Source organism: Microbacterium sp. bgisy203 (assembly GCF_057706945.1).
Genome location: NZ_JBYIPF010000013.1, coordinates 1 through 25,168, shown reverse-complemented (window position 1 = coordinate 25,168; position 25,168 = coordinate 1). Strand labels below are relative to the sequence as shown.

Below are 25,168 nucleotides of genomic sequence, written 5' to 3'. Positions count from 1 at the left end.
CCGCTGGTACCGGGGGCAGCGGCATTTCTCGGGCAGCTACTGGTCGGCAACCATGCAATCGCATGTCGGATACGAGTCGCGGCTCGAGTACGCGAACCTGCTGTTGGCCGACTTCGACCCTCGCGTCGACTGGATCCTGTCTCAGCCGTTCCTCCTCGAGGGGGAGGACAAGGGCACACGCCGTCGCCACATTCCCGACTATCTGATCGTCCACGCGGACCAAACCGTCTGCGTGGTGGATGTGAAGCCCGCCGCGAAGCTCACCATCCCGAAGGTGCGTGACTCGCTGAGCTGGTCGCGGCGCGTGATCGAACCCCACGGGTGGGAGTACCGCGTCCAATCCGAGCCGGATGAGGTGTTGCTACGCAACGTCGAGTTCCTTGCCGGCTACCGCCGACCCTTCCAGTTCGCCGACGGCGACATCACGGCCGCGCTCGGTGAGCTGAGATCGCCCATGGCGTTCGGCGAAGCAGTGCGCGCGATCGCGCCCGTCGTCGAAGGGCTTCTCGCAGCACGCGCGCTCGTCCTGCATCTGCTGTGGACGCGGCGGCTGAGCACTGACCTGACTCGACTTCTGAGCGGCACGAGCATCGTGACGCGGGCCTGAGATAACACCACCTCAACACCTGAAGGAGATAGCGATGAGCAGCACGTGGACCCTGAAACCCGGCGTGGACTTCGTCTACGACGGCGACGCTTGCACAGTTGCGGAGATCTGCGATGGTGCGGTCATCGTCCGCACTCGAACTGGCCAGGTTCGGCGCCTGCGGATGATCGACCTCCTGCGGCCCCGCGCTGAGGGAGGTACGACACGCATCCCCGGAGACAGTCGCGATGAAGACGCGCCCCCGCTGGGTGTTGTCTGGGCCGATGCCAGCGGCGCGGCTCGTGCGGTGTCCGCCGAGCGCGCCGATCATGTGCGAGAGGTCCTCACCGGCTACCGGTCGGGGGCGGCCGAGATCGCGCGTGAGGGCGAACCGAAGCTCGCCTACCATCCGGAGCGTCGCATCGAAGAGCGGATCGCGGCGAAGGCGCTCGAGCTCGGCAAAGGCCGCCGGACCGTCGCGAGGTGGGTGGCGAGATACAAAGACGCCGGCGAGATCGGACTGATCGATCACCGCAAGGCGCAGCCCGGAAACCCGCTCGCCAACTTCGACGACCGCTGGGTCACGGCGGCACGCGAGGTCATCGATGAGCAGACGCCGGAATCGAAGGTCGCGAAGAGCATCATCATCGCGAGAGTCAACGCCCGAGCCGACCGCACACACGGGCCAGGTATCGTCGCCGCCCCTTCACGCAGCGCCGCATACAAGATCCTCGACGAGCTCTCCCGAGGCCGCGCGACCTTCTCCGGGAGCACCAAACGCAAGCGCTCCAACGCAAACCGGCCGCCCGCTCCCTACGGCCGCCTGCACGCCACCGCGCCCGGCCAGTACGTCCTCCTCGACACGACGCCGCTGAACGTCTTTGCCGTGGCCCCGGTGACGGGCAAGTGGGTCGCCGCGGACCTCACCGTCGCGATCGACCTCTACTCCCGCTGCATCCTCGGCATGCGGCTGACGCCCGGCTCCACGAAATCCATCGACGTCTCCGGGGTGCTCATGGAAGCATGCCAACCCTTCGACACACCCGCGGACTGGGGCACGAGCGCACGATGGCCTTTCCACGGCGTCGCCGGTTCCGTGCTCGTCGACCCGACGCGCATCCGCGTCCCGCGGTTCGTTCGTGCGGGGATCCTGCCCGACACGATCATCGTCGACCACGGCGCACCGTACCTCTCGGAGCATGTGACCAGCGCGTGCGCACGCCTGGGCATATCCATCCAGCCGGCGCGCGTCTACCAGCCCACCGACAAGAGCCCTGTCGAGAGGTTCTTCCGCACCCTCGACACGTTCCTCCAAGAACTCCCCGGCTACAAGGGCGCGGACGTCGGAGGACGCGGCGACGACGTCGAAGCCGACGCGGTCTACACCGTCCCGCAACTGGAGCAGATCATCCGAGAGTGGGTCGCGACGGTCTACCACCTCCGACCCCACGACTCTCTCGAGGATCCCCGCCTCCCCGGCGTCAAGCTCAGCCCGGCCGAGAGATACGACCAGGGGCTCGCCGTTGCCGGGCAACTGCGGATGCCTGTTGACCGGAGCGTTCTGCTTGAGCTGCTCCCGGTCGTGAAACGGCAGTTCAACCACTACGGCGTTGAGATCCACAAGCTGCGCTACACCGGAGACTCGGTCGCGAAGTACCGCAACCGTGCCAGATCGATCTACCGAGACAAGGGCACGGAGTGGCCGTTCGTGGTCAACCCCGACGACCTGACGCAGATCTACTTCCACGACCCCGAGGACGGCACCTGGCACACCCTCGAGTGGGAGCACAAGGGAGCCTTCGACACCCCGTTCAGCCTCGACGCGCTGGAGTATGCGAAGAAGATCGCAATCCGACAGGGCCGCCCTTCCCAGGTCGACGATGTCGCTGCGCAGCTGCTCGAGGACTGGGGTGCGGGACGCGCACTGACTCCGTCGGAGCGGCGGATGAGTTCCCGCATGGCCGCGCAGCTCAACGAGAAAGATCCCGCTTCTGACGGTGTGTGGTCGCTGCGCACCGTGCAGCGGATGCTCGAGGCCGAACTGAACCCCACCACCGACCTCGGCCGGGAGCTCACCGGCGAGGTCCGGGACCCACGCAAACGCGTCGACATCCCCGAAACGGGCGATGACGACGACGAGGACGACATCGACGAACCCACGATCCGATCCGACTACCACTTCGAGCCGATGGAGATGATCCAATGACCACCACAGTCTCAGGCGAGCACGACGCGCCCCGCCGGCAGCGGAGCCTATCCACCTATGAGGGGTGGAAGGACTTCGCCGAACGTCCCCCACGGAACAAGCCCGAGCTGCTCACCCTGGAGCAGCTCGGAGCGCTCGACCCGGATGCGTTCGCGAAGTACAACGCGGAGCGTCGGGCGTGGCACGCGAACATCCTGCTGCGGACCCGGCAGGTGCACGGCGTGCACCTGCAACTGGGTGACATCCTGGACAGCAACCTGCAGGACTCCGATCGGGTCAAATCCGCCGCCGCCCTCGACGCCCCGCCGGCCCTCGGGAAGTCGACGGTGGTGAACACCTTCGGGCGCGACTTCCACCGGCAGCGGATCGCGGAGGTGGGTGAGTACCTCGACGAGTATCACGACATCCTCCACCTGCCGGTGTGCCACATTACCGTCCCGGGCAGGCTCACGATCAAGGGTCTGCACATGATGATCCTCGGGTTCTACGCACACCCCGCGACCGCGGGCATCCTGCACCGTTCGATGGCCGGCCGGGATCTGGCGCGGGCGGCCGCGGACTGCATCGAACGGCACGACACCCGCCTGGTGATCATCGACGACCTGCACTTCATCCAGATGCGCACCCGCGACGGAGTCGAGGTCGCGAACCAGCTGAAATGGCTGTCCAACGAGTACAGCGCCACCTTCTTGTTCGCCGGCGTCGCGCTCCGCGAACGCGGCCTCGTCGGCGAGGGAGCGAGCGGGAAAGAAGCGGCGATGGCGCAGACGTTCCGGCGCTGGACCGTTCTCAGCCTCGACCCCTACAGCCTGCGCACCAAGCAGACCCGCCAGGAGTGGGACAGTCTGCTCTGGCACATCGAACAGGCCCTCGTGCTCGCCGACGCGCACGAGGGGATGCTCGTCGACATGTCGCGGTACCTGTTCGCCCGCACCACCGGCAACATCGGATCGCTTATGGACCTCATCCGCCGCGGCGCGTCCCGCGCCATCCGCACCGGTGCGGAACGGATCGACCGCCAGCTCCTCGACGACATCCGCATCGACGAAGGAGCCGAAACGGAGCGCACCGAGCTGCAGGCCAAGCACGACCGAGAGGATCGGGCACGCCGCGATCGGCGCCGACGCCGCCTGAAGAACGACGACTCCCAGGCGACTGGTGAGGAGGCGGCCTGATGAGCGAGGCAGCCGGTGACGTGCGTGTCCTCCCGTTCCGGGTCCGCCCCCTGCCGGACGAGCCGTTCGACTCCTGGCTGGAGGCCTCCGCGGCCGCGACCCGCGCGACTATCGCGGAGATGGCCTGCGCGCTCGGCCTGGTGGAGCAGGAGGGCGGCCGGGCTGTGTCGGCGACATCGTGGATGGCAGCGCAATGGGCGACCGAGCTCACCGACGACCAGGCGGCGCGGCTGGAGAGATCGACAGGGATCCCGGCGGAGCAGTTCCAGGAGATGACGCGGATGCGGTTCGCGCGGCACGCGATCCGCTACACCCGGCAGGGACGGATCAGCTTCCGCTGCCCCGTCGGCGGCATGGCGGGACGGTACTGCCCGGAATGCTTGGCGGACTCCGGCGGCAGGTGGCGGATGTCGTGGCAGTTCCCGTTCACCTTCGCGTGCGTCAGGCACCGCCGCATCCTCGCGGACAAATGCCCGGTGTGTCACCGCCCGCCGCGTCGCACCGGGCACCCGCTCGCCGGGATCCCGGACCCCGGACACTGTCATGGCCCCGTCGCTGGCGCCGGGACAGGACCGATCGCGAGTCGCTGTCGCGGCGACCTCACCGCGCACCCCGAACGCATCGCCGCACCCGACGCGGCGCTCCACGCGCAGCGCCGCATGATGCAGATCCTTTCCAGCGGCGTGGGCCGGTTCGGGATCTACGCGGACGCCCCGCAACCCGCAATCACCGTCCTCGAAGACATCCGCCTCTTGACCCGAGCCGCAGGCGTCGCACTCTGCGACGGACGCACCATCGATATGCCCGAGTTGGGAACCGAACTCCTCGCGGCGGTGCCCCGAAATGGGCATGAGTGGACGTGGGCGGGACCGCCGACAGCGGCCGGCGGCGCGATCGGGACGACGGTCGCGATCGCCGCCCTGGAAGACGCCGATCGTGCCGTGCGGCTGCTGAATGGGCGGCTCGCGGTAAGCACGTCGTACACCGGTCAGACGCCGCAGCTGCAGAGACTGATCGCAGCGTCGCTCGGTCGCACCCGGCGACCGACACTGTTCCTGCAGGCTGCGCCAACCTCGGACGTGGACCCCGAAGCGGGGGCACGAAAGGTGCCCGCGCAACTCTGGGATGAGTGGACGAACGCGCTCGCCCCACGCCGCATCCACAGCGACGTCGCCGCGTCTGCGCTGGCCGCGGCCGTCGTGTTCACCGGCACGCGCCTGACCCACTCCGCTGCCCTCGCCCTCTTGGACCCGACGGCACCCATCCGTCAGGTCACTCACGTGATGCGCGAACTCGGCCGGCCCACAGCGGAGACGCCCGCACTCGCGGCGATCCTCAACCTCGCCGCCTACCTCGACGCGCACGAGACGCGGATCGACTATGCACGTCGCCGCAGGCTCGACTGTGCCGAGCTGCTTCCCGAAGAGGAATGGCATCGCATCTGCGCCCGGCTGAATGTCCGACCCGGCTCCGGCGCCAGGCACCGCAACGCGCGCGCTCACCTTTACCGAGCCATCACAGGGAACCCGATGCGCTGTGCACCGAAAGCATGGGACGCGGCCGGACTGTCTCCGCGGACGGTGACGACCTTCACGAAGACGCTGCCGGACACCGTGCGCCGCGAATTGGCCGAAGTCGGCCGCGCCTTTCTGCTCGGCCGAGGGATCGACGAGCCGCTCAGTTGGTCGCCGCCGCTGGTGACGCACACGCAACCGGCCGCCACCGGCAGCGACGGCGTCGGTGACTGGGCGACGGCCAGACCCGCGCGGGGCGCACTCGACACACCATCTCGCGGCCGCGAACTGGTCGCCCAGTACCGTGACGGCGTGACCACCTATGAGCTCGCGCGGCGGACGGGAGTATCGCGGCAGACGGTGTCGCGTGTGCTCGCCGACGGCAACAGCACCCTCCGCCGCGGACGGCCCATCACCTTCGTCATCGACGACGACTGGCTGCGAGAGCGGTACGAGAAGGAAGGGATGACGCTGCGACAGATCGCTGCGCTCGTCGGCTGCAGCGCTCCCACGATCGCGCACCGCATCCAAGCGGCGGGCATCGCGATGCGACCCGGCCCACACGACCGCACCCCTCACCCACTGGCCGGCCGGTCACGGCTGCTGCAGCGCGCACTCGTCGGCCGGCACCCCATCGAACGGGCGCGTCGGTTCCTCATCGCCACGCAGCACGACAACGTGCGCGCCGCCGCGGCGACCATCCGCACGACCCAAAGCTCACTGAGCGCCCAGCTCGCCAGCCTCGGCGCCGACGCCGGCGGGGATCTGTTCGTTCCCGCGGCACGCAACAGGCCGATGCGCCTCACCCCACTTGGTGCGAGGCTGGCGCGCAAGCTCCGTCGAGCCCTCGCCGCCGACCCTCGACCCCAAGCCACGTTTCCGACCGAAGAAGGGAAGGCGTCATGACCGAGAAGAAGCGGACCTCACGTCGTCTGCAGCAAGCAGCGCGGGAGCGCATGAAGGTGACGGGGGAGAGGTACACCGCGCCGTTGATGGCCGTGATGGAGGACGCCGGATCGCAGACTGAGCGCAGCTCTCCGCCGACCACACCAGCTGGTTCACTGGGCATGTCCGTCGACTGCGAGACGCGGCCATGAGCCCCGACGCTCCAGAGGGCGGCGATCCAGTCGTTCATCACGACACGATGCAGTGGAACAACTCCGGGTGGACCGAGAAGCCGTGGTCCGTACCCGACCTGGCGCCGCTGTTCACCGAGCTCACGTCAGCGAAGACCGCGCCGAGGTGGGCGCGCCGCGCTGTGAAGATCATCCACCGGTACACCCGCGAGCACGGCGAACCGCCGACGTTCCGTGAGCTGTTCACCGAACTCGCCACACAAGACCCCAATCGCGTCGATCGTGAGGAGGCGTGGTCGTCACGGGCGGTCTGGAGCCTTGTGATGGTGCATTGGCGCAGGCAGGGATGGGTGCGCTACCGAACTGAGACACGCACTCTTCGATCCGGCCCGACCGCGAATGACCTGTTCCCGTCTACCCGTTCGGTTCGTCGTGGGGGAGCGCGTCGAGAAGCTCCGCAAGAACAATGACGAGCTCGTTGTACCCCTGCATGTAGAACAGCGCGTCCGAACCGGGCGTCTCGCTGTCGACGACACCAGCGAGCACCGTGCGCGCTTCACGGGCCGCAGTCTGCAGCCGCGTCTCGATGCCCGGGAGGCTGCGGATCCACTCGTCGATGACGGTGAAGCGGATAGGCGTGAAGTCGTGCGCGTCGACGCCGACGTGGAACTCATGCCCGCGCGGGCCATGATCGCGAGCATGAGTGTGACCGTGCAGCAGCGGAACACCATCGTCCACACGTGGGCGGTGGGTCGTATGCCGGTCGGTGCCGTGTGAGTCGCCACTGTAGGGGTAGTGGGATGCCAGGATCTGGTACCCGCGGCGGGTGCCCTCGATCACCTCGGGGAGGACACTCCACCCGGCAGCCTCATACAGCGGCGTGAACCTTTCGATTGCACGCTTGGACTGTGTTGCCGGCGAAACCCGGTCGTGGTTGCCCGGGACGAGGAACCGTCGCCCGTTTAGGTGCACGGTGAGACCGACGGATTCCTCGATCGGCCCGAGCGCCAGATCACCGAGATGGAGCACGGAGTCGTGTGGTCCCACCACCTCATTCCACCGCCGCACCAGCTCCGCGTTCATCTCCTCCACGGTCGCGAACGGCCGCTCGGCGAGTTCGCTGATGCGTGCGTGGCTGAAATGCTGGTCCGAGGTGACGAAGTCGATCTGGTCGAAGTCGAACCATGGATACTCGGTCATAGCTGCTCTCCACGTTCGCGGTTACGGCTGCTTTTAGAGTTCATCGCGGTCGACCTCGAAGCGCACCGCAACATCCTCGAGCGGTTCACTGCTCATCCCCCTCGAGCTCACGAACCCTGCGCTCGACCTCGCGGTCGTCGTCCGTTCTGACCAGCTGTTTGAGCATTCGGTCGATGCCGCCACCGTTCGCAGCGGCGAGTCTCGCGATTTCCTCGGCCGCGTCGGCAAGCGTGTAGAGACGCTCCCACGGGTAGTCTCCGTGTCGGGCGATCGCGACGGTCTCCCGAGTGTAGGAGCGTTCGTCGCCGGCGACGAGCCAGTGCTCCTCGCCCTCCGCGGTGATGAAGAAGTCGACCACGCACTCACCGCACGGCATCCGGTACACGCCGGGCTCGGTCGGGGCCGACTCGGTCGCCCGAGCGATCAGTCCGCGAATGATTTCCTCCCAGCCCCCGGCCGCTGTCCCGTCAGTGTCCATGCTTCCTCCTCGCGCAGAACAGAGAAGTCTCTCACCATCGTCCGGTGTCGTCTACGGGGAGGACTCGATGCGACGGAGTAGTCGATCTTCGAGGCTTCTTAGAGCCCGCGCTGGAAGCTCGCGCAGATGGATCTGTTTCATGTGCTGGCCGGATTCGGCGTCTTCTCGCTCGTGCTCATTGCGTTGATCGTCTTCGTCGAGAACGGGATCCTGTTCCCATTTCTCCCGGGCGACAGCCTCGTCTTCGCGGGTGCCATCATCGCCGCGGCGATCGGCGTCCATTGGAGCGTCGTGGCGGGGGTGGCGGGCGCAGCGGCGATCCTTGGTGGTGAGGTCGGATTCACTTTGGGACGGCGGTACGGCCGTCAGCTGTTTCGTTCTGATGCGCGTGTCCTGAAGCGGCGCTACCTGGTCGAAACCGAGCGATTCTTCGCGCGGTGGGGCGCATTCGCGATTGTGCTGGCTCGGTTTGTTCCGATCGTCCGTACGTACGTCGCACCGGCCGCGGGGATGTCGGCGATGACTCGAGCTGCTTTCACACGGTGGAATATCGTCAGCGGAGTCGTGTGGGCTGGTGTGCTCGGTTTGTCGGGATTCTTGTTGGGGTCGATTCCATGGGTGGCGGCCAACATTGAGTGGATCATGCTCGGCATCGTTGTCGTCACTGTTGCGCCGGTGGCGGTGACTGCGGTGCTGGGGTCGCGCCGGGGCCGCCGCTCAGCCCGAGTGGAGTCGGGTTCATAGCGAACCATTGGCGAGAGGCTGCAGGCTGTCGGGGGTAATCGACGTCGGAATTCTCGACGATTCCGGCGCGGCCGTGCTCGAGCGTGGCAGCGACCGCAGAGCGGGACCGTAGGCCCGACTGCCTTCACGAGAAGACCCGATGGGGCAGCTATCGGCGGCCGCGCGGGAGCGTCATGGTGATCGTCGTTCCCTCCTCAGAGGTGCTGGTGACCTCGACGGTACCGCCGAACCGGCCGACGGTGTCTTGTACGAGGCTGAGTCCGATACCGAATCCTGTACTCGCGGAGCCCCCGCCGTCGACCGCGAGCGAGGACCGCGCGAAACGATCGAAGACGCGTTCGGGATCGATCCCTTGAATGCCGGGCCCGTGATCGCGTACAGCAATGCAGGTGTCACTCCGACTCGTGCTGGTGGTGACGAGCACTGTTCCCCCGTCGGGCGAGTGCTTCACGGCGTTGTCGATTAGCGCGACGAGAGCTCGGTGAAGACTCGTCGGCGGGATGGCGGCGCTGCGGTCGGCGGGAACGGTGTCAACGTGGAGCTGGATGCCTCGTTCATGCGCCATCAGTCGCATCGAGGTGGCGGCGTCGGCGATGACGGGGGCGACTGGTTCGGACGCGACGACTCCGCTCGATGTGACATCGATGGAGTCGAGCAGATCGTTCACCACGTTGATCAGGTTGCGTGAGTCCCCACGGAGCTCGTCGACGAGTTCTCGATTGGGGTCTCCTGCGGGCATCGATCGCTCGAGCACTTGCAGTCGGGTGTCGAGAATCGCGAGTGGTGTTCGAAGCTCGTGGGAGGCGTCGGCTACAAATCGGCGCTGCCGGCCGAGCGCATCGACGAGTGGGGCTACTGCGCGGCGGGTGGCGAGGAGACCGAGTGTTCCGGCGAGGATGATGGCGAGAAACCCGAGGGCGACGCCGCCCACGATGATGTCGAGCCCGCCGACATCGATCATCTCTTCGTGGCGAGTCCGGTCGAAGAGAGCGGTAAGAGGGATCTGGTGGAACACGAAGCTGATCGCGGCTACCATCACGGCGATGACGAGGACGGAGACGGCGACAGTGATCCACAACCCGACTCGGATCGCGGTGCGTCGCACCAACAGTGCGTCGGCGTCGGTGCGATGCGCTGCCTTTCTCACAGCAACCCCAGCCGGTATCCGCGCCCGCGCACGGTCGTGACGATCTCAGGATCGGTTTTGCGGCGCAGATAGTGCACGTAGGTGTCGACAGTTCCGGGAGTGTCGGTGGCTTCGAAGACGGCCTGCAGGACTTCATTGCGCGTGAATGTCCTCTGCGGGTGCATAGCGAATAGCCGCAACAGGTCGGATTCGCGTTCGGTGAGGATGGTGCGTCCCTCGTAAGGCGAGTAAACCGCGCGCGAATCGGGGTAGAACTCCCACGTGCCGATGCGCACGAACGGGCCCTCACCCTCACTGACGCGGCGGATGGCGCGAAGCCGGGCGAACAGCTCTTCGAACTCGAACGGCTTCACCAGGTAGTCGTTCGCACCGGCATCGAGGCCACGCACTTTGTCCTGCACCGTCCCGAGCGCAGTGAGGATCAGCATCGGTGTCGTCGCCCCTCCGCGCCGCAACGACTCCACGATCGAAACGCCGTCGATGTTAGGCAAGCGACGGTCGATGATCAGCACGTCGAAGAGGCCCTGCTGCGCCGCCGTGAGCGCTTCGGCGCCATCCGCGCACAGAGTCACGTCGTAGACCTCCTCGAGGACTCTCACCATGAGGGGTCCCAGTTGAGGGTCGTCTTCGGCGAGCAGCAAACGCGGTCGGTTATCGGCCATGATCATCCTCCACACCACCACCCTTCGCGGCCCGTTCTGAGACGTCTCTAAGAAACGAATCATGCCCCACTAAGGCTTTGCACGCCGACGGGAGCGGGGATATCGTGACCTCCCGGTGAGGTTCGACTTACCTGCCTCGTCGACGATTCGTTCGGCGGGTGCTTCCCCCTCTGACCTCATCTGCGGAGTGTGCCGTCGTGTTCGCGACCTTTCTGATCGGCCTGCGTGAGGGTCTCGAGGCGGCGCTGGTGGTCGGGATGCTTGTCGCTTACGTGTCTCGTCTGGGTCGGCGGGACGTGCTTCCGCGGCTGTGGACTGGCGTCGGGCTGGCGGTCACTCTCGCCGTGAGTATCGGTGCAATCCTCACCTTCGGCGCGTACACCCTCACCTTCCAGGCGCAAGAGATCATCGGTGGAGTGCTATCGCTGGCGGCCGTGGCGATGGTGACGTGGATGGTGTTCTGGATGCAGCGCACCGCGAAGACCATGAAGTCGACGCTCGAGGGCGACGTGGACCGGGCGCTCGCTCGCGGCGGCATGTGGGCGTTGGTCGCGCTCGGGTTCCTGTCGGTCGCCCGCGAGGGGATCGAGACGACACTGTTGTTGTGGTCATTGGTCCAGTCCTTCGGGAACGCGCCTGCAGCCCTGTTGGGCGCGATTCTCGGGATCCTCACCGCGGTGATCGCTGGGTGGCTGCTCACTCGCGGGCTTGTGCGCGTGAACCTGCGGCTGTTCTTCGCGTGGACGGGCGCCATTCTGGTGATCGCGGCAGCAGGCGTTCTTGCGTACGCGTTCAAAGACCTGCAAGAAGCGGGCGTCGTCCCCGGCCCCTTCACCGCGGGTGCACCTATCGACCCTGCGACCGGTGCCGTCGCCATCGGATGGGCCGGGTTCCCGCTCGGCTGGGCGTTCGATCTGAGTGGCTCGATCGCACCCGGCGGCACTCTCGCCACCGTCCTTCAGGCGACGGTCGGATTTATGCCGCGCATGTCGTGGTTTCAGGTGATCGCGTGGGCCGGATACATCGCCATCGTCGGATCGTTTTTCGCGCGCGGACTTCGCCGCCAAGCCTCCACCCGTGCAGCCTCGCCCTCGCCCGTACCTCACCTCGTCGGAGAATCATGACCCCTCGCATCCCCCTGGCGATGACCGCCCTTGCCGTGGCGGTGGTCGCTCTCGCCGGCTGTGTGGCGAAGGACGCTGCCACCACAGCCGACGCGCTCACCGTGACCTCCGACGACAACACCTGTGGCGTGTCTGCTGCGGGCGCATCCAGCGGGACTCTCGCATTCACCGTCAACAACACCGGCACTCAGGTCACCGAGTTCTACCTCCTCGCATCCGACGGGCTGCGTATCGTCGGTGAGATCGAGAACATCGCACCGGGTGCGACTCGTACGCTTACCGTCATCGCGCAACCGGGCAACTACCTCACCGTGTGCAAACCAGGAATGGTCGGCGAAGGTATCGGGCGTGCCGCGTTCACAGTCACCGGCGATCAGGTCGCCGTTACCGGTGCAGATGCGCAGCAGAAGCAGCAGGCGGTGAATCTGTACGCTGCGTTCGTGAAGGATCAGGTCGAGCAACTGCTTCCGGCGGCGAAGGCCTTCGCCGCTGCGTATGCGGCCGGCGACGATGTCACCGCGCGTGCACAGTTCCCGCAGGTGCGCGCCTTCTATGAGCGCATCGAGCCGGTCGCGAGCACACTCGGTGACCTCGACCCCAAGATCGACTACCGCGAGGTCGATGCTGTCGCGGAGAATCTTGAGTGGACCGGTTTCCACCGCATCGAGAAGGACCTCTGGGTGCCCGCCGCTGATGCGCTCAACGCCGATCAGGTCACCCCTGCATGGCAGAACTGGAGCCCGTCAACTCCCGAACAGCGCGCGCAACTGGGCGAGCGCCTCGTCGCCGACATCGGCCAACTGTACGACTACGTGCACTCAGACGACTTCCAGGCGGCTCTCGACGGTCAGGGCATCGCCGCGATCTCCAATGGAGCGATCAGCCTGCTCGATGAGGTCGCAACCAAGAAGATCACCGGGGAAGAGGACTGGTGGTCGCACACCGACCTCTACGACTTCGCCGCGAACGTCGAGGGCGCCAAGATGTCGTTCTGTTTCGTGAAGGACTTCGCCTCGGCAACCGGCGCGCAGGGGGCCACACTTGTCGAGCGGATCCAGACGGGATTCGCGTCTCTCGAGAACGAACTCGCAACACACGGTTCCCTCAGTGCGGGCTTCGTGCCTTACACCGATCTCACCGCAGCGGACAAGCGCGCGCTCGTCGATCAGATCAACACGCTCGCGGAACCCCTTTCCCGATTGACGGGCACGATTCTCAACTGATCCGGTTCACCGCAGTCACGTGCCGCGGTGCCAGAAGAGGCCACGCCGCGGCAGCGCGCGCAGTTGCAAACGATACGACAGGGACGACCACTGCGGCCGCGAGCACGTCGGTCGGGTAGTGAACGCCGAGGTAGACACGCGACCACGCCGTCACGAGTACGACGAGCACCGCCAACGGCACGCTCCATGCGCGCGCGCGTCGGGGCAGCACGACGAGAACCACAGCACAGCACAACGCGGCCGCGAAGGCTGTGTGACCGCTCGGATAACTGAACGACATTGGATCCGCGACGATCATCGGCTGCAGCATCGCGGGGTCTGGTCGAGGCCGCCGTACGACCAGCTTGAGCGCCTCAACGCACGCCCACGGAACAACCAGCACGATGCCCGCGCGCACCGTGTCCTGCCACGAGCGCGTCGCCAATAGGATCCAAGAAAGCACGATCAGCGACACAAGGATCGCTCCACCGACCCCGAACGCCGAGTTGATCGCCAAGGCGACGACGTCGCCGGCAGTGCTGTGCAGCCCGTGCACCAGGCCCACGAGTCCGACCTCCGCGTCCGACCATGTGGGCGACGCCACGATGAGCAGACCACTGACCGCAGCGGCTACCAGGGTGAGGGCGGCAAGGGAGACGCTGAGCCATGCAGCGGAACGGCGTGGTGAAGACGGCATCCATGCACTCTCCGTCGTCGGCTCTAAGGCAGCACTGAGAAGTCCCACAGCGCCTATGGATCTGCTCAACGCTGACCGCCGGCGGCTGATTCTTTGACGCTCATCAGAGGCCGCACGTCACGGTGAGGTTATGCGGGACCAATCGCCCGCGGAATGGAGACATGACATGACTGTTCAGAAGAAGACCCTCATCGCGAGTATCGGCGGAGGTGCAGCGGCCCTCGTCCTCGGGATCGGTGGTGTCGCGCTCGCCCTGCCCGCCAGCGCAGCGACGCCGGCGCCGGCGAGCTCCACGTCGGCCACAGGCACCGCGGCCGTCGACGGCAACTCGACCGCGGATACGGAAACTGCCGACGACAACGGTGCGGCCGACACGGACACCGAAACAGCCGACGACAGCAGTGCGACCGATACGGACACCGAAACAGCCGACGACAGCGGGGCTGCGGACACTGACACGGAGACCAACGACGACGCCTCCTCGTCGTCGAGCGGCAACTGAATCGAGACGACGAACCCCATCGTCATCTCGTCCCTACCGGTCGCGGGGCGTCTGGTCCGAGGCGCCCCGCGATCGTCACTTGTCGCAGTCCGTCGCCGAGCGGCACTTTCTTAGAAGTGACTTAGACGAAGGGTCGAAGGCTCGGCGTTATGACTCCCTACCGTCCCCGGACCGGCGCCCTCGAGCCCGGTAGCGTCTCTCGGGTGCCGGACCCGACACTCGTCTTCTGGGCTACGAAAGCGGCTTCGACGGCTCTGGGTGAGGCCCTCTCGGATTTCTCCATCCGCATCATGGATCCTGTCGTCGCGGTCTTCCTCGGCTTCGTCTTCTTCGCCCTGGCCCTGGTCTTGCAGCTGACGCGAGGCCGCTATGTCCCCGCGGTGTACTGGCTGGCAGTGGCCGCAGTGGGAGTGTTCGGCACGATGGCCGCCGACGTCATGCACGTGGTGCTCGGCTTGTCGTACGCAGCGACGGCTGCACTGTACGCGGTCGTGCTTGCGGGAACGTTCGCGCTCTGGTGGCGCACCGAGCGGACGCTTTCCGTCCACCAAATCACCACGACTCGTCGCGAGCTCTACTACTGGGCGGCTGTCGTGGGGACCTTCGCGCTCGGTACCGCAGTGGGCGACCTCACTGCAGTGGGGCTGGGACTCGGATACCTGCCGTCTGTTTTCCTGTTCGCCGCGGCGATCATGCTCCCGGCGGTCGGGTACACGTATTGGCGTTGGGGGGCCGTGTTCTCGTTCTGGTTCGCATACGTGCTGACCCGCCCGCTCGGCGCGTCGGTCGCGGACTGGCTCGGCAAGCCATCTGCCGAAGGGGGGCTCGGCGTCGGGTCGGGGTGGGTGTCCCTCGGCTTCGCGATCATCATGATCGTGCTTGTCGCTGTGATGTACGTCCGTCCACAGACCTCGACGGCGCTGGCTTCCCGGGAAGCTCCGCGGGCGCGGGTCGGGTGAAGAAATTAGGAGGTCTCCGCATGTGGAGCATTGCGGCAGGTGTCATTGCCGGGGCAGTGGTCATCGCGGGTGTGTTGGCCGGCGCGGTCAAGCTGGCCGCGATCATCGCTGACCAGCTCGACGACAAGGATGACGAGTTCGCCGACTGACCACACACGCTTCCTTCGCCACGCCGGACGCGGTCAACCTTCCCGCCAGGAGCCCTCGTCGGGGCCCACAGGGGCAGAGGTCAACGCCATCAGCAGCCGGAGAGCATCTGCTGATCGTGATGCGGGCTCCGCGTCGTAGGCGACGAGCACCAGCCCATCGTCGGCGGGGAAGGTCAGCGCTTCGAACGTCAATGTCAGCTCACCGACGAAGGGGTGGTGAAAGGTCTTGGCCCCGGTGGAGTGCCGATACACCTCGTGGGATGCCCAGCGGCTCCGGAAATCAGGGCTGCGGGTCGCGAGCTCTCCGATGAGGTCTGTGAGCCGTTTGTCCGTCGGGTACCGGCCGGCTTCGGCGCGCAGCGTGGCGACCAGCCCGTCGGCCATCGCAGCCCAGTCGTCCCAGAAGTCATGGGATCCCGCGTCGAGGAAGGTAAACCGCGCGGTGTTAGCAGGCTGCGCAGCGCTACTGAGGACGGGGCTGTAGAGGGCGCGGCCGGGCGTGTTGAACGCGAGCAGGTCGAGCCGACCATTGCGGAGGTACGCAGGGCCTGACATCGAGTCGAGAAGGCGCTGCAGCCCAGGCCTCACCCGATTCGTGACCGAGGTGCGGGGCCGTAGCCCCACGCTGTTTGCGTTTCGAGCCAGATCGAACAGGTGCGCACGCTCGGTGTCGTCGAGTCGCAGTGCGCCTGCCAGGGAGTGCAGCACGCTCTCGGATACGCCGGTCAGGTTTCCGCGTTCAAGGCGTACGTAGTAGTCCACGCTGACGCCCGCGAGCATGGCGAGCTCCTCCCGACGCAGCCCGGGAACGCGTCGAGCGCCTCCGAACGGGGTGATGCCAGCCTGCTCGGGTGTCAAACGTCCCCGCCGCGTCATCAGGAAATCGCGGACCTCCGACCGGTTGTCCATGAGCCGAGCATACGAATATCCGCGATTTTCGCGAGGGGTGACAGCGTTACCTGGCTCGTGGTCCGCGCGGGGGCGACCATGGATGAACGTTGCGGAAAGGGGAATCGTCATGGCCGAGAAGACGCGAGCACAGCAGCTCGTCGGGGACATCGCACCGAAGCTCGCTGACCTCACCGACGAGGTGCTGTTCGGCGACGTGTGGAGGCGACCGGAGCTGTCTCCGCGCGATCGCAGCCTCGTCACCGTCGCCAGCCTGATCAGCACCGGCAGCACGGAACAGCTGGAAAGCCACCTGCGTCTTGCCCGACAGAACGGCCTCACCGACGCCGAGCTCGTCGAAGCGATCGTGCACCTCGCGTTCTACGCGGGGTGGCCTCGGGCGATGTCGGCCGTGCATGTCGCGAAGCGTGTGTTCGCAGAGCCGGCGGACTGATGCACATCGATCCTCGGGGCGCGACGGTGCGGGGACCATCGGATCGATTCACCGGCGACGTGTGGGTCGACACCATCGCCCGCCCCCAACCGCCTGGATACGCGACAGTTGCTCTGGTCCGATTCGCCCCCGGCGCGCGCACCGCCTGGCACGTCCACCGCCATGGGCAGACCCTCCACATCACGCAGGGAACCGCCGTAGTGCACACCCGCGATGGTCGGACAATCATCGCGGGCCCAGGCCAGAGCGTTCACACTCCGCCGGGAGAGTGGCACTGGCACGGCGCCGCGGACGACAGCTTCATGGAACACCTCGCCGTCAGCACCCTCCCCCCATCTGAGAAGGACTCCGCTGTCAAGTGGGCCGAACACATCACCGCGGAGGAATACGCCTCCGCTCTCACCCACAACGAAAGGCCTTCCAACCCATGAACGAGAACACCACCCCTCGGGTTGCCGTCATCACCGGCGCCTCCTCCGGCATCGGCGCCGCAACCGCCCGCGCCCTCCACTCCGCCGGGTACCGGGTCGCATTGCTCGCACGACGTGCCGACCGGATCTCGGCTCTCGCCGCTGAGCTGGGGGCCGGCGCACTCCCGATCCAGGCCGATGTCACCGACCGTAAGCAGCTCGTCGCAGCCGCCGACCGCGTGCAGCAGGAACTCGGCGGAGCGAACGTACTGGTCAACAACGCCGGCATCATGCTCCTCGGCCCATTCGCGTCCGCCCAACGCGACGACTACCGCAACATGATCGACATCAACCTCCTCGGCGCGATCACCGCGACCGAAGTGTTCCTCGACCAGCTGCGCGAAGCGCCCGGCGACGTCATCAACCTGTCGTCCGTCGCCGGGCGCACCGCCCGCGCACGCAACGGCGTCTACGCGGCGACGAAGTGGGGGCTCAACGGCTGGTCAGAGTCCCTCCGTCAGGAACTTCTCCCCAACGTGCGCGTGACCCTCATTGAACCGGGCGTCGTCGACACCGAGCTCCCCTCGCACATCACCCACGACGCCACACGCGAAGCCGTTCTGAAGGGATACTCCGCGGCCACCGTCAAGCCTGAAGAGATCGCCGCGGTCATCGGCTTCGTTCTGGCTCAGCCGCGCCACCTCGCCATCAACGAGATCCTGCTGCGCCCCGCCGACCAGCCCTGAGGGTCGCTGTCCGCCAGGGCCGGTCGGCTCGGTCACGACGAGAGTGCCGAGAGCAGGGTGGACAGCGCGTCCTCCTCCGCTACCGCGTCCGGGCTGGAGGCGCGCACCTCGGTGAGGACCGCGTCGATCAGCCCGTCGAGCACAGCCCACCCGTTCGGATTCAAGGGTTTCAGCACCGATTGCGCGGCATCCCACGCTGATTCGAGGTCCTTGACGCGAGCCACGGCACCGGCCTGATCCCCGGCTTTCACCTTTTCGAGGGTGTCTTGCGAGATCGTCCGAAGTTCGCTGACGTCTGCGGCGGGGAAGCCCGCGGTCGCCGACTCGCCGGGTGCGAGAGTTGCGGTCGACGCGGGTCCTTCTTCGCTCGCTGCCGCTGTCGTGTGGGGCTGCGCAGACGCCCAGATCAGCAGGCCGGCGGTGAGCACAGCGACTCCACCGAAGTAGCCGAGCATCGCCCGTTCCCGTTTCGGGCTCGACCATGGGCTCCGCGCCCACGAAGGCTGCTTTGTCAGTTTGTCGGGGTCGATGGCGTCCGCGCGCGATACCGTCAGATAGATCACAGTAGCGATGATCGCGACGAGGAAGATCGCGCTGGTCACAGCGACTCCCAGCCCGAGACCCTGCTGGTCAGCCGGGAAGCCCATCCAGTCTCCGAGGTTCGCGCCCAACGGGCGGGTCAGGATGTAGGCGAGCCAGAACGACAGTGTCGCGCTCGCGCCCAGGCGCCAGCCGATGATCACCGCGATGATGAGCGCCGCGGGAAGCAGCACCGACACACCCGGACCCCAGCCGGTCACCTCGAGGATCCAGTCGCCGGCGGCGGTCCCCAACGCGAAGGTCACGAGGATCGCGAGCCAATAGAACAACTCGCGCGGGGTGCTGGTGATGCTGTGGATGGATAGGGTGCGCTGGCTGGCCCACCAGACTCCGAACACCACTGCGAGCACGCCCGCGAACACGGCTGTGCTGACTGCGAGAGGTACGCCGAGCACATCGGTCAGGATGTCGGTGTACAAGGTGCCGGTCACGCTGACCACCACCACGGTTAGCCAGTACACGACCGGCACGTATCGTCGCAGCGACAGCTGCCAGATGAGGACGCCTGCGAAGACGATCGTGAAGAGGACCGCGGTCATCTCGAGGCCGACGCCGAGGGTCATGTTGATCCAGTCCGCGAAGCTCTCACCGACCGTGGTGCAGAGGATCTTGATGATCCAGAACCACAGCGTGATCTCCGGCACCTTGCTGAGCATCTCGCGGCGGCCGGAACCAGCGGGCGCGATCGTCGTGTTGTTCGTCACGATCTGCACGCTACGAAGGTGCGACTAATCCGTCTCTTAGCGGATGACCGCTCGTTTCATGCCTTCGGTAGGCTCCGGCTGTGACCCTGTCCGACGACCTCGCCGCGTCTCTCGTCGGTGTGGTCGTGCTCGCAGTGGTCGCCACGCTCGTCTTGGCGCTCTTCCGTGTTCCGCGGCTCTGGGAGCCCGCCGTTGCGATCGTTCGAGGCGCCGCTCAACTCGCGGTGATCAGCGTGATTCTCACGGGGATCGTGTCGAGCCCCGAATGGATCGCCGTGGCGCTCGTCGTGATGTTCACCATCGCCAGCATCGTGGCGACGGGTCGCATCGGCTGGTCGTTGCGCGACTTCGGCATGATGTCCTCCTCGATCGCGGCGGGGGTTGTCGTCGCCCTGTCGATCGTCTTCAGTACCGGTGCTCTGGAGTTCACCCCGCGGTACGCCCTCGCGATCGGGGCGATCATCATCGGCAACTCAATGAGCATCGCCACCTTGACAGGGAGATCGTTCACGAGATCCGTCAATGATCACTGGGATGAAGTCGAGGGGTGGTTGGCGCTCGGCGCGAAGCCCCGTCAGTCCACGATCACGCTCGCTCGCGGCGCAGTGCGCGACGCGCTCATCCCCTCGATCGACCAGACCAAGACCACAGGCCTGGTCGTCCTCCCGGGAGCCTTCGTCGGCGCTATCTTCGGCGGTATCTCCCCGCTCGAAGCCGGTCGATTCCAGATCGTCGTGCTCGCCGCGATCATGGCCGCCGGGTCGGTCACCGCAGTGCTGATCGCCCTTTGGATGGGCGACGTCCGTACGCGGCCTAAAGCGGTGCTGGCGTGAGACGTGCCCGCGCGGATGCGCGGATGTCGGAAATCGAGCCGTTCGTCGCCACCCGCGAGAGGTGTGCCCGGTCTGGGACGGTCGTTAACTTGTGGTCGTGACGGACTACTGATCCGCTTCGTCGCTGATCTGGTTGAGCACTGCCATAGTGGCAGTGTGACTGGAAAACGCCTAACTCTCGTTCGCGCTGTCGCAACACAGGTCCTCGGCGAGTACACCCATGAAATCACCTTTCCTGCGGAAGACGATTTCATGATTGTCTACGGGCCCAACGGCGTCGGTAAGACGAAGTTCTTGGAGATCATTCGGGCCCTGTCGCAGATTGACGGAGGGACTCTCCAGGCACTTCCATTTGACACGGCAGCGCTCTACTACTCGGACGGAACGATCCTCCAGGTCCGCGGCATCGATCTGCCCATGGTGGCGGTCAACGGAAAGTGGATTTCGCGACGCCTCCAGTTTGTGATCGAGAAGGCAGACGAGGAACCAGCGACGTGGGACTTCGAGGAAGACGAGTTCGAGTCCTACCTCGACGCCCACACGACGTGGAGACGGTATGACGAAGCTGGCTTGTGGGAGGACGCCCAGGATGGAGAGCTGGTTCACATATCCGAGTTGAAGGATAGGTTCGCCGACGTCGATCGACGTCAGTCCCGCTCCGAGTCGGGCAGGCCGCTTCCAGAACTGTTTCGTCGATTGCGTGCCGCCACTCCGACCTATCTCATTGAGACGCAACGGCTTCGGACTGCTTCGGTGCAGACGAATCGGTTTGCGACCCCGAGGCATCCCGCGCGTAGACGGGTCGACTCCAAGATCGTGCAGTACGGCGCGCGGATGCAAGGACTTCTCGCGAGCGCGCAAACAGCACACTCGACCATCACTCAGCAGTTGGACCGAGACTTTCCGCTGCGAGTCCTGTCGGGCGTAAGCGTCGTGCCGCACGTCGACGATGTTCGCCGGCGCTACGAAGAGCAGAATGACTTTCGAAGCCGGCTGGGACGCGTCGCCTCAGTAGACCTCTCGGATGAGCTCGAACTGCCCGATAGGCCGCTCGAGGAGTGGGAACTGCGCCTACTGAATCTCTATCTCGATGATGCTCAGAAGAAGCTCGCTCCCTTTGCGGCGTTGCTCCGGAAGGTCGAACTCCTCGAGGAGGTTGTGAACTCCCGGCTGCTGCGAAAGCGCTTGGCGATCACAGCGAAGGATGGGCTGTCGGTTCAGCACCAGTCCGATGACCGGCCGATCAGTCTTGACTCGCTGTCATCGGGTGAGCAGCACGAGATTATCCTCATGTTCGATCTCCTCTTCAACGTGCCCGCCGGCGCCCTCGTGATGATTGATGAGCCGGAGATCTCACTGCACGTGGTCTGGCAGTTGGCCTTTATTCCGGATGTGCAACGGATTGCCGAGTTGGCTGACTTTCGGTTCATTGTCGCCACTCACTCACCGCAAATCATCAATGACGATTGGGACAGGGCGACTGCGCTCGGGCCGGAGGAGGTTCCCTTCGCATGAGGGGGGCCATAACGCCCACGACCATCTTCGGCACAGTGGCGATGGCGCGCCAAGGGTCGAGTTCCCTGATCCTTGTGGTTGAAGGTGACGACGATCACTTCATGATCAAGGAGCACATCAACGACGGCGACGTGATCTTGATTGGTGGGAGTGGGAGGCCAAAGGTGCTTGAAGCGGCAGTGAAAGCGGAGCAGCGAGGTGTGCGGGGGGTGCGGTTCCTAGTGGACGCCGACTACGACAGGTTCACTCAGCCAGCTTCGCGCTATCCCTCCAACGTCGTCGCCTCTCAACACCACGACGCGATGATCGACGTGGTGCTCACGAATCCGGCGGTTCTAGACCGCGTGATTGCGAGCTACGGTCGATCCGTTGAGCGTCGGGGAGGAACTCTCGACGTCGCATCTATTCGCGACGCTGCAATCTCTCTCGCGGCGGCCCTCGCACCACTCCGAATTGTGAACGAAAGAATGGGCTACAACCTCAATCTCAGGGACTTTCCGTTCGGCCGTCTTGCTTCGATCGTGCCGACGGCGGCGGATCTCTCAACGCTCGTCATAGAGCGGTCAGACACAACGCTGACTGCCGCGCAGCTGGAAGCCGAGATAGAAGGCCATCGGTCGCACGCAGGCACTGACGTCGCGGTGCTTGCCGGGGACCATGACCTCTTCCGAGCTCTGGCGCGAGTTCTTGTTGATCACGGCGTGAACGTTCGAGCAGACTTCCTGTGGTCGGGGTTCATGTCCGCTGTCGACTGCGGGGTATTGGCTGTGGTGCCCTGGTATCAGGAACTGCTCGACTGGGGCGTAGCGAATTCGCGTGCCACCTTCAACTGCAAGCTTGCTGCTTAGTCACCGCTCGCTCGCGGTAGATAAGCAGTGACATGTCACGGACCGCTCTTGACCTAAAGGCGCGCCAGTAGGAATCCGCCCTTTCGCGTGGAATTCTGCCCCCCGAGTGGCTGCCAACTACCGTGGAATCCTCGGATTTTCCGCCATCTCGAGCGGGAACCTACAAGAGTAGATGACGGATACGGGTCTGTCGAGAACGGCGAGCAGTGGGGTGAGGAAGACGGCCGAGAGATCATCTTCGAGACGCCAGCGTAAGCAGCAACCTTCGTCCCTACGCTTGTACGATAGACGATCCGCTTGCAGGCGTCTATGTGCTGTGGTCGGAGGGGCCGGCAGCCGCGCGGTATCCACATCGGCTGGTTGCGAGACCTCAAGGCGGTGTGCGCGTCGAGCGCTACCCAGGTCGACGCGGCTCGGAGGCACGGAGCATCGATCGAGTTGCGAATGGGCCGGCTGCGACGGGGGTACCAGCGCAGAATCCCCCTAGGGTGGTCAAATGTCGACGACCTCCGCACGCCGCCGCGCGATCGGGGCGTCCGCGACCCTCTTGAGTGGCCCCGTCGATCTGCTCGACTTCCTTATTCCGCTCTGGGGGGGCGCGGTGCTCGGGCTCAGTACGTCTGTGGTCGGATGGCTGGTGGCCGCGGAGCTGGTGGTATCGGTGCTCATGCGACCGGTTGCCGGGTATCTCGCCGATTCGCGACCGCGCACCCGAGTCGCAGCGGTCGGAGCGTTCCTCTACAGCGCCAGCTGCGTGCTCTACGCGTTCGCGGATACGCCCGGGATGGCGTTCGTCGCGGCTGCCGTCGGCGGCGTCGCCGGCCCCCTGTTCTGGATCTCGCTGCGCGCCATCGCCGCCGAATACCTGTCGGACGACTCGGGGACGTTTGCAGGGCTGATGTCCTCCGAGGCCCTCGGATCCTGGATCTTCTGGGCGCCCGCGATGTTTCTCCTTGCATCCTACGGATACTCGGCCGTCTTCATCGGACTCGCCGCCGCGGCGATCGCCGCCGCGGTGCGCCTTCTGTTCGTGCCGAAGGAACCGCTCGTCGTGCGGGAAGAGTTCGCGGGCGGAACACGCGGACATGTCCGTCGACTCGCACCGCTCTTGGCGCTCGGCGTCTTCGTCACCGCCGCCGAGGCGGGCGTGGGTCTGGCGCTGCTCCTGCAGCTGCAAGCCCTGAACCTTCAGGTCTGGCAGATCGCGCTCGTTTACCTGCCGGGCGGTATCGCGCTCACGATTCTCCCGCGCCTCCTGCACGGTCTCGTCGAGCGATGGGGTCGCAAACCCGGCTACGCCGCCGCGTCCATCGCGTCTGCGGGGAGCGCAGCTGCGCTGGCGGTCTCCCCTCCAGTGATCGTCATAGCCGCGCTGTGGGTCTTCGTGTGTGCCGCGTTGGGCCTCCTCTACCCTCTGCAGAAGACCCTCGTCTCGGAGGCGAGCGGCGACCGCGTCGCCCGCGGGATGAGTCTGCAGGCGAACGCCGACACGATCGGCGCCGCGATCGGGGTGGTCGCTGCAGGCGCGTTGATCGCCGGTGGCTGGTGGGCTCCGGCGTACCTCGTGTTCTCCGCTGTCATCGCGAGCGGTACGGTCCTCGGCCCCTGGGCCATCGATCGCATAGGTCGGGATCGCCCACTGGCCGAGACTGCGGAGCAGTGACATGGCGAGCATCTGAGCGATCGCGTCGGCGACACATTTATTTCGATGGTGTCGCGGATGCTGGTAGCTTTCAGGGGTCCGTGCAGGAGTTTCGAGGAGGTGGTACCCGTGAACGAATCGACGTGGGTGCTCCCCACGGGAGTCACGGTCGGGCGATAGGTCGCCCGGGAGCGCCGCATCCTTGCAGCACTCCCGGAAGGCACGACCATGCACTTCACCTCCGAAACCCGCCTTGACCAGGGACCCATCGAACGCGAGTTCACCCTCGGCGACATTCCCGGCATCCTCTGGACACCACCCACCGCGTCGACGGCCGGCCCCGTTCCGCTCATCCTGTTGGGTCAGCCCGGCGGGCTCGGGCTACGGCGCATGCACCCCCGTCTGGAGGTCCGAGCACGCAGCGCCGCCGCACAGGGTTTCGCCTCGGTTGCTCTCGAACTGCCAGGTGCCGGAGACCGGCACCCGCTGCCGGGCGCGGAACAAGCCCGTGCCGACCTCGTGCGCGCGATCTCGGTGGGCGAGCGTCCCGATGACGACATCATCGACCGGCTCATCCTTCCCATCGTGGAGCGGGCAGTGCCGGAGTGGCAGGCCGCACTCGACGCAGTGCTTGGGCTTCCGGAGATCGGGGATCGGGTCGCCATCTCCGGCGGGGTCATCGCGGTCGCCGTGCGCCTGGCCGCGACCGATCGGCGCATTGCGGCCGCGGGCCTGTTCGCCGGAAGCTACGTGCCGCGATCGACCATGGACGAAGCGCGACGGATCACGATCCCCCTCCATGGGCTGCTGCAATGGGATGACGAGGGCAACGATCGACAGATGGCGCTCGATCTCTTCGATGCCTTCGCATCGACCGAGAAGACCCTCTACGCCAACATGGGCGGACACACCGGCGTCCCCTCATTCGCCAGCGAAGATGCCGCGCGCTTCTTCGCCCGCCATCTCGACTCGACAGGTGATTGATGTCCACCACGGATCGAGGACTGTAGGAATCTGCCGTTTCGCGTGGAACCTCGAACTCGAGATCACTGCCATTTGCCGTGGAATCCCGGCATCCTCCGCCATCTCGAGCGGGAACCTACAGTA

The 25,168-nt window shown here is 65.8% G+C and carries 26 protein-coding genes; 18 read left to right on the top strand and 8 right to left on the bottom strand.

The features are described from left to right. From AC3ENQ_RS13780 to AC3ENQ_RS13760, 5 genes are all read left to right on the top strand, one after another. The coding region (locus AC3ENQ_RS13780; protein WP_431805312.1) for a TnsA-like heteromeric transposase endonuclease subunit at positions 1–607 on the top strand (607 nt) is incomplete at its 5' end. A gap of 34 nt (positions 608–641) precedes the next feature. Continuing rightward, positions 642–2,792: an integrase gene (locus AC3ENQ_RS13775; RefSeq protein WP_431805311.1), complete on the top strand. Its 2,151-nt coding sequence runs from the start codon at positions 642–644 to the stop codon at positions 2,790–2,792. Continuing rightward, positions 2,789–3,967, top strand: coding sequence for an AAA family ATPase (locus AC3ENQ_RS13770; RefSeq protein WP_431805310.1), 1,179 nt, complete (start codon positions 2,789–2,791; stop codon positions 3,965–3,967). The genes AC3ENQ_RS13775 and AC3ENQ_RS13770 overlap by 4 nt, the downstream gene beginning before the upstream one ends. Next, positions 3,967–6,387 carry a TniQ family protein gene (locus tag AC3ENQ_RS13765; RefSeq protein ID WP_431805309.1) on the top strand — a complete coding sequence of 807 codons (2,421 nt, stop codon included), beginning with the start codon at positions 3,967–3,969 and terminating at the stop codon, positions 6,385–6,387. Before AC3ENQ_RS13770 ends, AC3ENQ_RS13765 begins: the two co-directional genes overlap by 1 nt. Beyond that, positions 6,384–6,578 (top strand): hypothetical protein, encoded by a 195-nt coding sequence (locus AC3ENQ_RS13760; protein WP_431805308.1) that lies wholly within the window; start codon positions 6,384–6,386, stop codon positions 6,576–6,578. Before AC3ENQ_RS13765 ends, AC3ENQ_RS13760 begins: the two co-directional genes overlap by 4 nt. 393 nt (positions 6,579–6,971) lie before the next feature. Here AC3ENQ_RS13760 and AC3ENQ_RS13755 read toward each other — a convergent pair whose 3' ends face one another. Next, positions 6,972–7,757 carry a metallophosphoesterase gene (locus AC3ENQ_RS13755; protein ID WP_431805307.1) on the bottom strand — a complete coding sequence of 262 codons (786 nt, stop codon included), beginning with the start codon at positions 7,755–7,757 and terminating at the stop codon, positions 6,972–6,974. 85 nt (positions 7,758–7,842) lie between these two features. Beyond that, on the bottom strand, positions 7,843–8,235 hold the full coding sequence (locus tag AC3ENQ_RS13750; protein WP_431805306.1) for a zinc ABC transporter ATPase: 393 nt from the start codon (positions 8,233–8,235) through the stop codon (positions 7,843–7,845). 126 nt (positions 8,236–8,361) lie between these two features. Between AC3ENQ_RS13750 and AC3ENQ_RS13745 the strand changes: the two genes are divergently transcribed. Beyond that, positions 8,362–8,979 carry a VTT domain-containing protein gene (locus AC3ENQ_RS13745; protein WP_431805305.1) on the top strand — a complete coding sequence of 206 codons (618 nt, stop codon included), beginning with the start codon at positions 8,362–8,364 and terminating at the stop codon, positions 8,977–8,979. Between the two features lie 148 nt (positions 8,980–9,127). Here the strand turns inward: AC3ENQ_RS13745 and AC3ENQ_RS13740 are convergent, their stop codons facing one another. Further along, a complete protein-coding gene (locus tag AC3ENQ_RS13740) occupies positions 9,128–10,126 on the bottom strand; it encodes a sensor histidine kinase (RefSeq protein WP_431805304.1) in 999 nt (332 codons plus the stop codon). After that, positions 10,123–10,788 carry a response regulator transcription factor gene (locus AC3ENQ_RS13735; protein ID WP_431805313.1) on the bottom strand — a complete coding sequence of 222 codons (666 nt, stop codon included), beginning with the start codon at positions 10,786–10,788 and terminating at the stop codon, positions 10,123–10,125. Before AC3ENQ_RS13735 ends, AC3ENQ_RS13740 begins: the two co-directional genes overlap by 4 nt. 197 nt (positions 10,789–10,985) lie before the next feature. On the opposite strand from AC3ENQ_RS13735, the gene efeU reads away from it, so the two are divergent. Together efeU and efeO are read left to right on the top strand one after the other, a co-directional pair. Further along, positions 10,986–11,912 carry an iron uptake transporter permease EfeU gene (efeU, locus tag AC3ENQ_RS13730; RefSeq protein WP_431805303.1) on the top strand — a complete coding sequence of 309 codons (927 nt, stop codon included), beginning with the start codon at positions 10,986–10,988 and terminating at the stop codon, positions 11,910–11,912. Next, complete coding sequence (gene efeO / locus AC3ENQ_RS13725) at positions 11,909–13,135, top strand: iron uptake system protein EfeO (RefSeq protein ID WP_431805302.1); 1,227 nt, start codon at positions 11,909–11,911, stop codon at positions 13,133–13,135. Before efeU ends, efeO begins: the two co-directional genes overlap by 4 nt. Here efeO and AC3ENQ_RS13720 read toward each other — a convergent pair. Both AC3ENQ_RS13720 and AC3ENQ_RS13715 read right to left on the bottom strand, forming a co-directional pair. Further along, on the bottom strand, positions 13,128–13,811 hold the full coding sequence (locus AC3ENQ_RS13720; protein WP_431805301.1) for a phosphatase PAP2 family protein: 684 nt from the start codon (positions 13,809–13,811) through the stop codon (positions 13,128–13,130). The genes efeO and AC3ENQ_RS13720 overlap by 8 nt on opposite strands. Positions 13,812–13,985: 174 nt before the next feature. Continuing rightward, positions 13,986–14,333, bottom strand: a complete 348-nt coding sequence (locus AC3ENQ_RS13715) for a hypothetical protein (RefSeq protein WP_488185864.1) — start codon at positions 14,331–14,333, stop codon at positions 13,986–13,988. Positions 14,334–14,516: 183 nt separating this feature from the next. Between AC3ENQ_RS13715 and AC3ENQ_RS13710 the strand changes: the two genes are divergently transcribed. Both AC3ENQ_RS13710 and AC3ENQ_RS13705 read left to right on the top strand, forming a co-directional pair. Next, positions 14,517–15,272: a COG4705 family protein gene (locus AC3ENQ_RS13710; protein ID WP_431805299.1), complete on the top strand. Its 756-nt coding sequence runs from the start codon at positions 14,517–14,519 to the stop codon at positions 15,270–15,272. A 20-nt stretch (positions 15,273–15,292) separates the two neighbouring features. Continuing rightward, positions 15,293–15,421: a hypothetical protein gene (locus AC3ENQ_RS13705; protein WP_314853809.1), complete on the top strand. Its 129-nt coding sequence runs from the start codon at positions 15,293–15,295 to the stop codon at positions 15,419–15,421. Positions 15,422–15,454: 33 nt separating this feature from the next. On the opposite strand, the gene AC3ENQ_RS13700 is transcribed toward AC3ENQ_RS13705, so the two are convergent. Further along, positions 15,455–16,330 carry a helix-turn-helix transcriptional regulator gene (locus AC3ENQ_RS13700; protein ID WP_431805298.1) on the bottom strand — a complete coding sequence of 292 codons (876 nt, stop codon included), beginning with the start codon at positions 16,328–16,330 and terminating at the stop codon, positions 15,455–15,457. Between the two features lie 109 nt (positions 16,331–16,439). Between AC3ENQ_RS13700 and AC3ENQ_RS13695 the strand changes: the two genes are divergently transcribed. Genes AC3ENQ_RS13695 through AC3ENQ_RS13685 form a run of 3 tightly spaced genes read left to right on the top strand, consistent with a single transcriptional unit; the run spans position 16,440 to position 17,919 of the window. Continuing rightward, the gene (locus AC3ENQ_RS13695; RefSeq protein WP_314853811.1) at positions 16,440–16,763 is read left to right on the top strand and encodes a carboxymuconolactone decarboxylase family protein; all 324 of its coding nucleotides are present in this window, start codon (positions 16,440–16,442) and stop codon (positions 16,761–16,763) included. After that, on the top strand, positions 16,763–17,194 hold the full coding sequence (locus AC3ENQ_RS13690; RefSeq protein ID WP_431805297.1) for a cupin domain-containing protein: 432 nt from the start codon (positions 16,763–16,765) through the stop codon (positions 17,192–17,194). The genes AC3ENQ_RS13695 and AC3ENQ_RS13690 overlap by 1 nt, the downstream gene beginning before the upstream one ends. Beyond that, the gene (locus tag AC3ENQ_RS13685) at positions 17,191–17,919 is read left to right on the top strand and encodes an SDR family oxidoreductase (protein ID WP_431805296.1); all 729 of its coding nucleotides are present in this window, start codon (positions 17,191–17,193) and stop codon (positions 17,917–17,919) included. Before AC3ENQ_RS13690 ends, AC3ENQ_RS13685 begins: the two co-directional genes overlap by 4 nt. 32 nt (positions 17,920–17,951) lie before the next feature. On the opposite strand, the gene AC3ENQ_RS13680 is transcribed toward AC3ENQ_RS13685, so the two are convergent. After that, positions 17,952–19,223 carry a COG4705 family protein gene (locus AC3ENQ_RS13680; protein ID WP_431805295.1) on the bottom strand — a complete coding sequence of 424 codons (1,272 nt, stop codon included), beginning with the start codon at positions 19,221–19,223 and terminating at the stop codon, positions 17,952–17,954. Positions 19,224–19,303: 80 nt separating this feature from the next. On the opposite strand from AC3ENQ_RS13680, the gene AC3ENQ_RS13675 reads away from it, so the two are divergent. From AC3ENQ_RS13675 to AC3ENQ_RS13655, 5 genes are all read left to right on the top strand, one after another. Further along, positions 19,304–20,056 (top strand): ABC transporter permease, encoded by a 753-nt coding sequence (locus AC3ENQ_RS13675; protein ID WP_431805294.1) that lies wholly within the window; start codon positions 19,304–19,306, stop codon positions 20,054–20,056. Positions 20,057–20,212: 156 nt separating this feature from the next. Continuing rightward, entirely contained in the window at positions 20,213–21,571 is a 1,359-nt protein-coding gene (locus tag AC3ENQ_RS13670; protein ID WP_431805293.1) for an AAA family ATPase, read from the top strand. A gap of 101 nt (positions 21,572–21,672) precedes the next feature. Beyond that, on the top strand, positions 21,673–22,419 hold the full coding sequence (locus AC3ENQ_RS13665; RefSeq protein ID WP_431805292.1) for a hypothetical protein: 747 nt from the start codon (positions 21,673–21,675) through the stop codon (positions 22,417–22,419). Between the two features lie 496 nt (positions 22,420–22,915). Then, positions 22,916–24,082 (top strand): MFS transporter, encoded by a 1,167-nt coding sequence (locus AC3ENQ_RS13660; protein WP_045247062.1) that lies wholly within the window; start codon positions 22,916–22,918, stop codon positions 24,080–24,082. A gap of 207 nt (positions 24,083–24,289) precedes the next feature. Beyond that, entirely contained in the window at positions 24,290–25,045 is a 756-nt protein-coding gene (locus AC3ENQ_RS13655) for a dienelactone hydrolase family protein (protein ID WP_045247061.1), read from the top strand. The last annotated feature ends 123 nt before the right edge of the window (positions 25,046–25,168 follow it).

Coding starts and splice junctions, on each gene's coding strand:
- AC3ENQ_RS13775 (WP_431805311.1), top strand. CDS start 642: ATGAGCAGCACGTGGACCCTGAAACCCGGCGTGGACTTCGTCTACGAC.
- AC3ENQ_RS13770 (WP_431805310.1), top strand. CDS start 2,789: ATGACCACCACAGTCTCAGGCGAGCACGACGCGCCCCGCCGGCAGCGG.
- AC3ENQ_RS13765 (WP_431805309.1), top strand. CDS start 3,967: ATGAGCGAGGCAGCCGGTGACGTGCGTGTCCTCCCGTTCCGGGTCCGC.
- AC3ENQ_RS13760 (WP_431805308.1), top strand. CDS start 6,384: ATGACCGAGAAGAAGCGGACCTCACGTCGTCTGCAGCAAGCAGCGCGG.
- AC3ENQ_RS13755 (WP_431805307.1), bottom strand. CDS start 7,757: ATGACCGAGTATCCATGGTTCGACTTCGACCAGATCGACTTCGTCACC.
- AC3ENQ_RS13750 (WP_431805306.1), bottom strand. CDS start 8,235: ATGGACACTGACGGGACAGCGGCCGGGGGCTGGGAGGAAATCATTCGC.
- AC3ENQ_RS13745 (WP_431805305.1), top strand. CDS start 8,362: ATGGATCTGTTTCATGTGCTGGCCGGATTCGGCGTCTTCTCGCTCGTG.
- AC3ENQ_RS13735 (WP_431805313.1), bottom strand. CDS start 10,788: ATGGCCGATAACCGACCGCGTTTGCTGCTCGCCGAAGACGACCCTCAA.
- efeO (WP_431805302.1), top strand. CDS start 11,909: ATGACCCCTCGCATCCCCCTGGCGATGACCGCCCTTGCCGTGGCGGTG.
- AC3ENQ_RS13720 (WP_431805301.1), bottom strand. CDS start 13,811: ATGCCGTCTTCACCACGCCGTTCCGCTGCATGGCTCAGCGTCTCCCTT.
- AC3ENQ_RS13715 (WP_488185864.1), bottom strand. CDS start 14,333: ATGGGGTTCGTCGTCTCGATTCAGTTGCCGCTCGACGACGAGGAGGCG.
- AC3ENQ_RS13705 (WP_314853809.1), top strand. CDS start 15,293: ATGTGGAGCATTGCGGCAGGTGTCATTGCCGGGGCAGTGGTCATCGCG.
- AC3ENQ_RS13700 (WP_431805298.1), bottom strand. CDS start 16,330: ATGGACAACCGGTCGGAGGTCCGCGATTTCCTGATGACGCGGCGGGGA.
- AC3ENQ_RS13695 (WP_314853811.1), top strand. CDS start 16,440: ATGGCCGAGAAGACGCGAGCACAGCAGCTCGTCGGGGACATCGCACCG.
- AC3ENQ_RS13690 (WP_431805297.1), top strand. CDS start 16,763: ATGCACATCGATCCTCGGGGCGCGACGGTGCGGGGACCATCGGATCGA.
- AC3ENQ_RS13685 (WP_431805296.1), top strand. CDS start 17,191: ATGAACGAGAACACCACCCCTCGGGTTGCCGTCATCACCGGCGCCTCC.
- AC3ENQ_RS13665 (WP_431805292.1), top strand. CDS start 21,673: ATGATCAAGGAGCACATCAACGACGGCGACGTGATCTTGATTGGTGGG.
- AC3ENQ_RS13660 (WP_045247062.1), top strand. CDS start 22,916: ATGTCGACGACCTCCGCACGCCGCCGCGCGATCGGGGCGTCCGCGACC.
- AC3ENQ_RS13655 (WP_045247061.1), top strand. CDS start 24,290: ATGCACTTCACCTCCGAAACCCGCCTTGACCAGGGACCCATCGAACGC.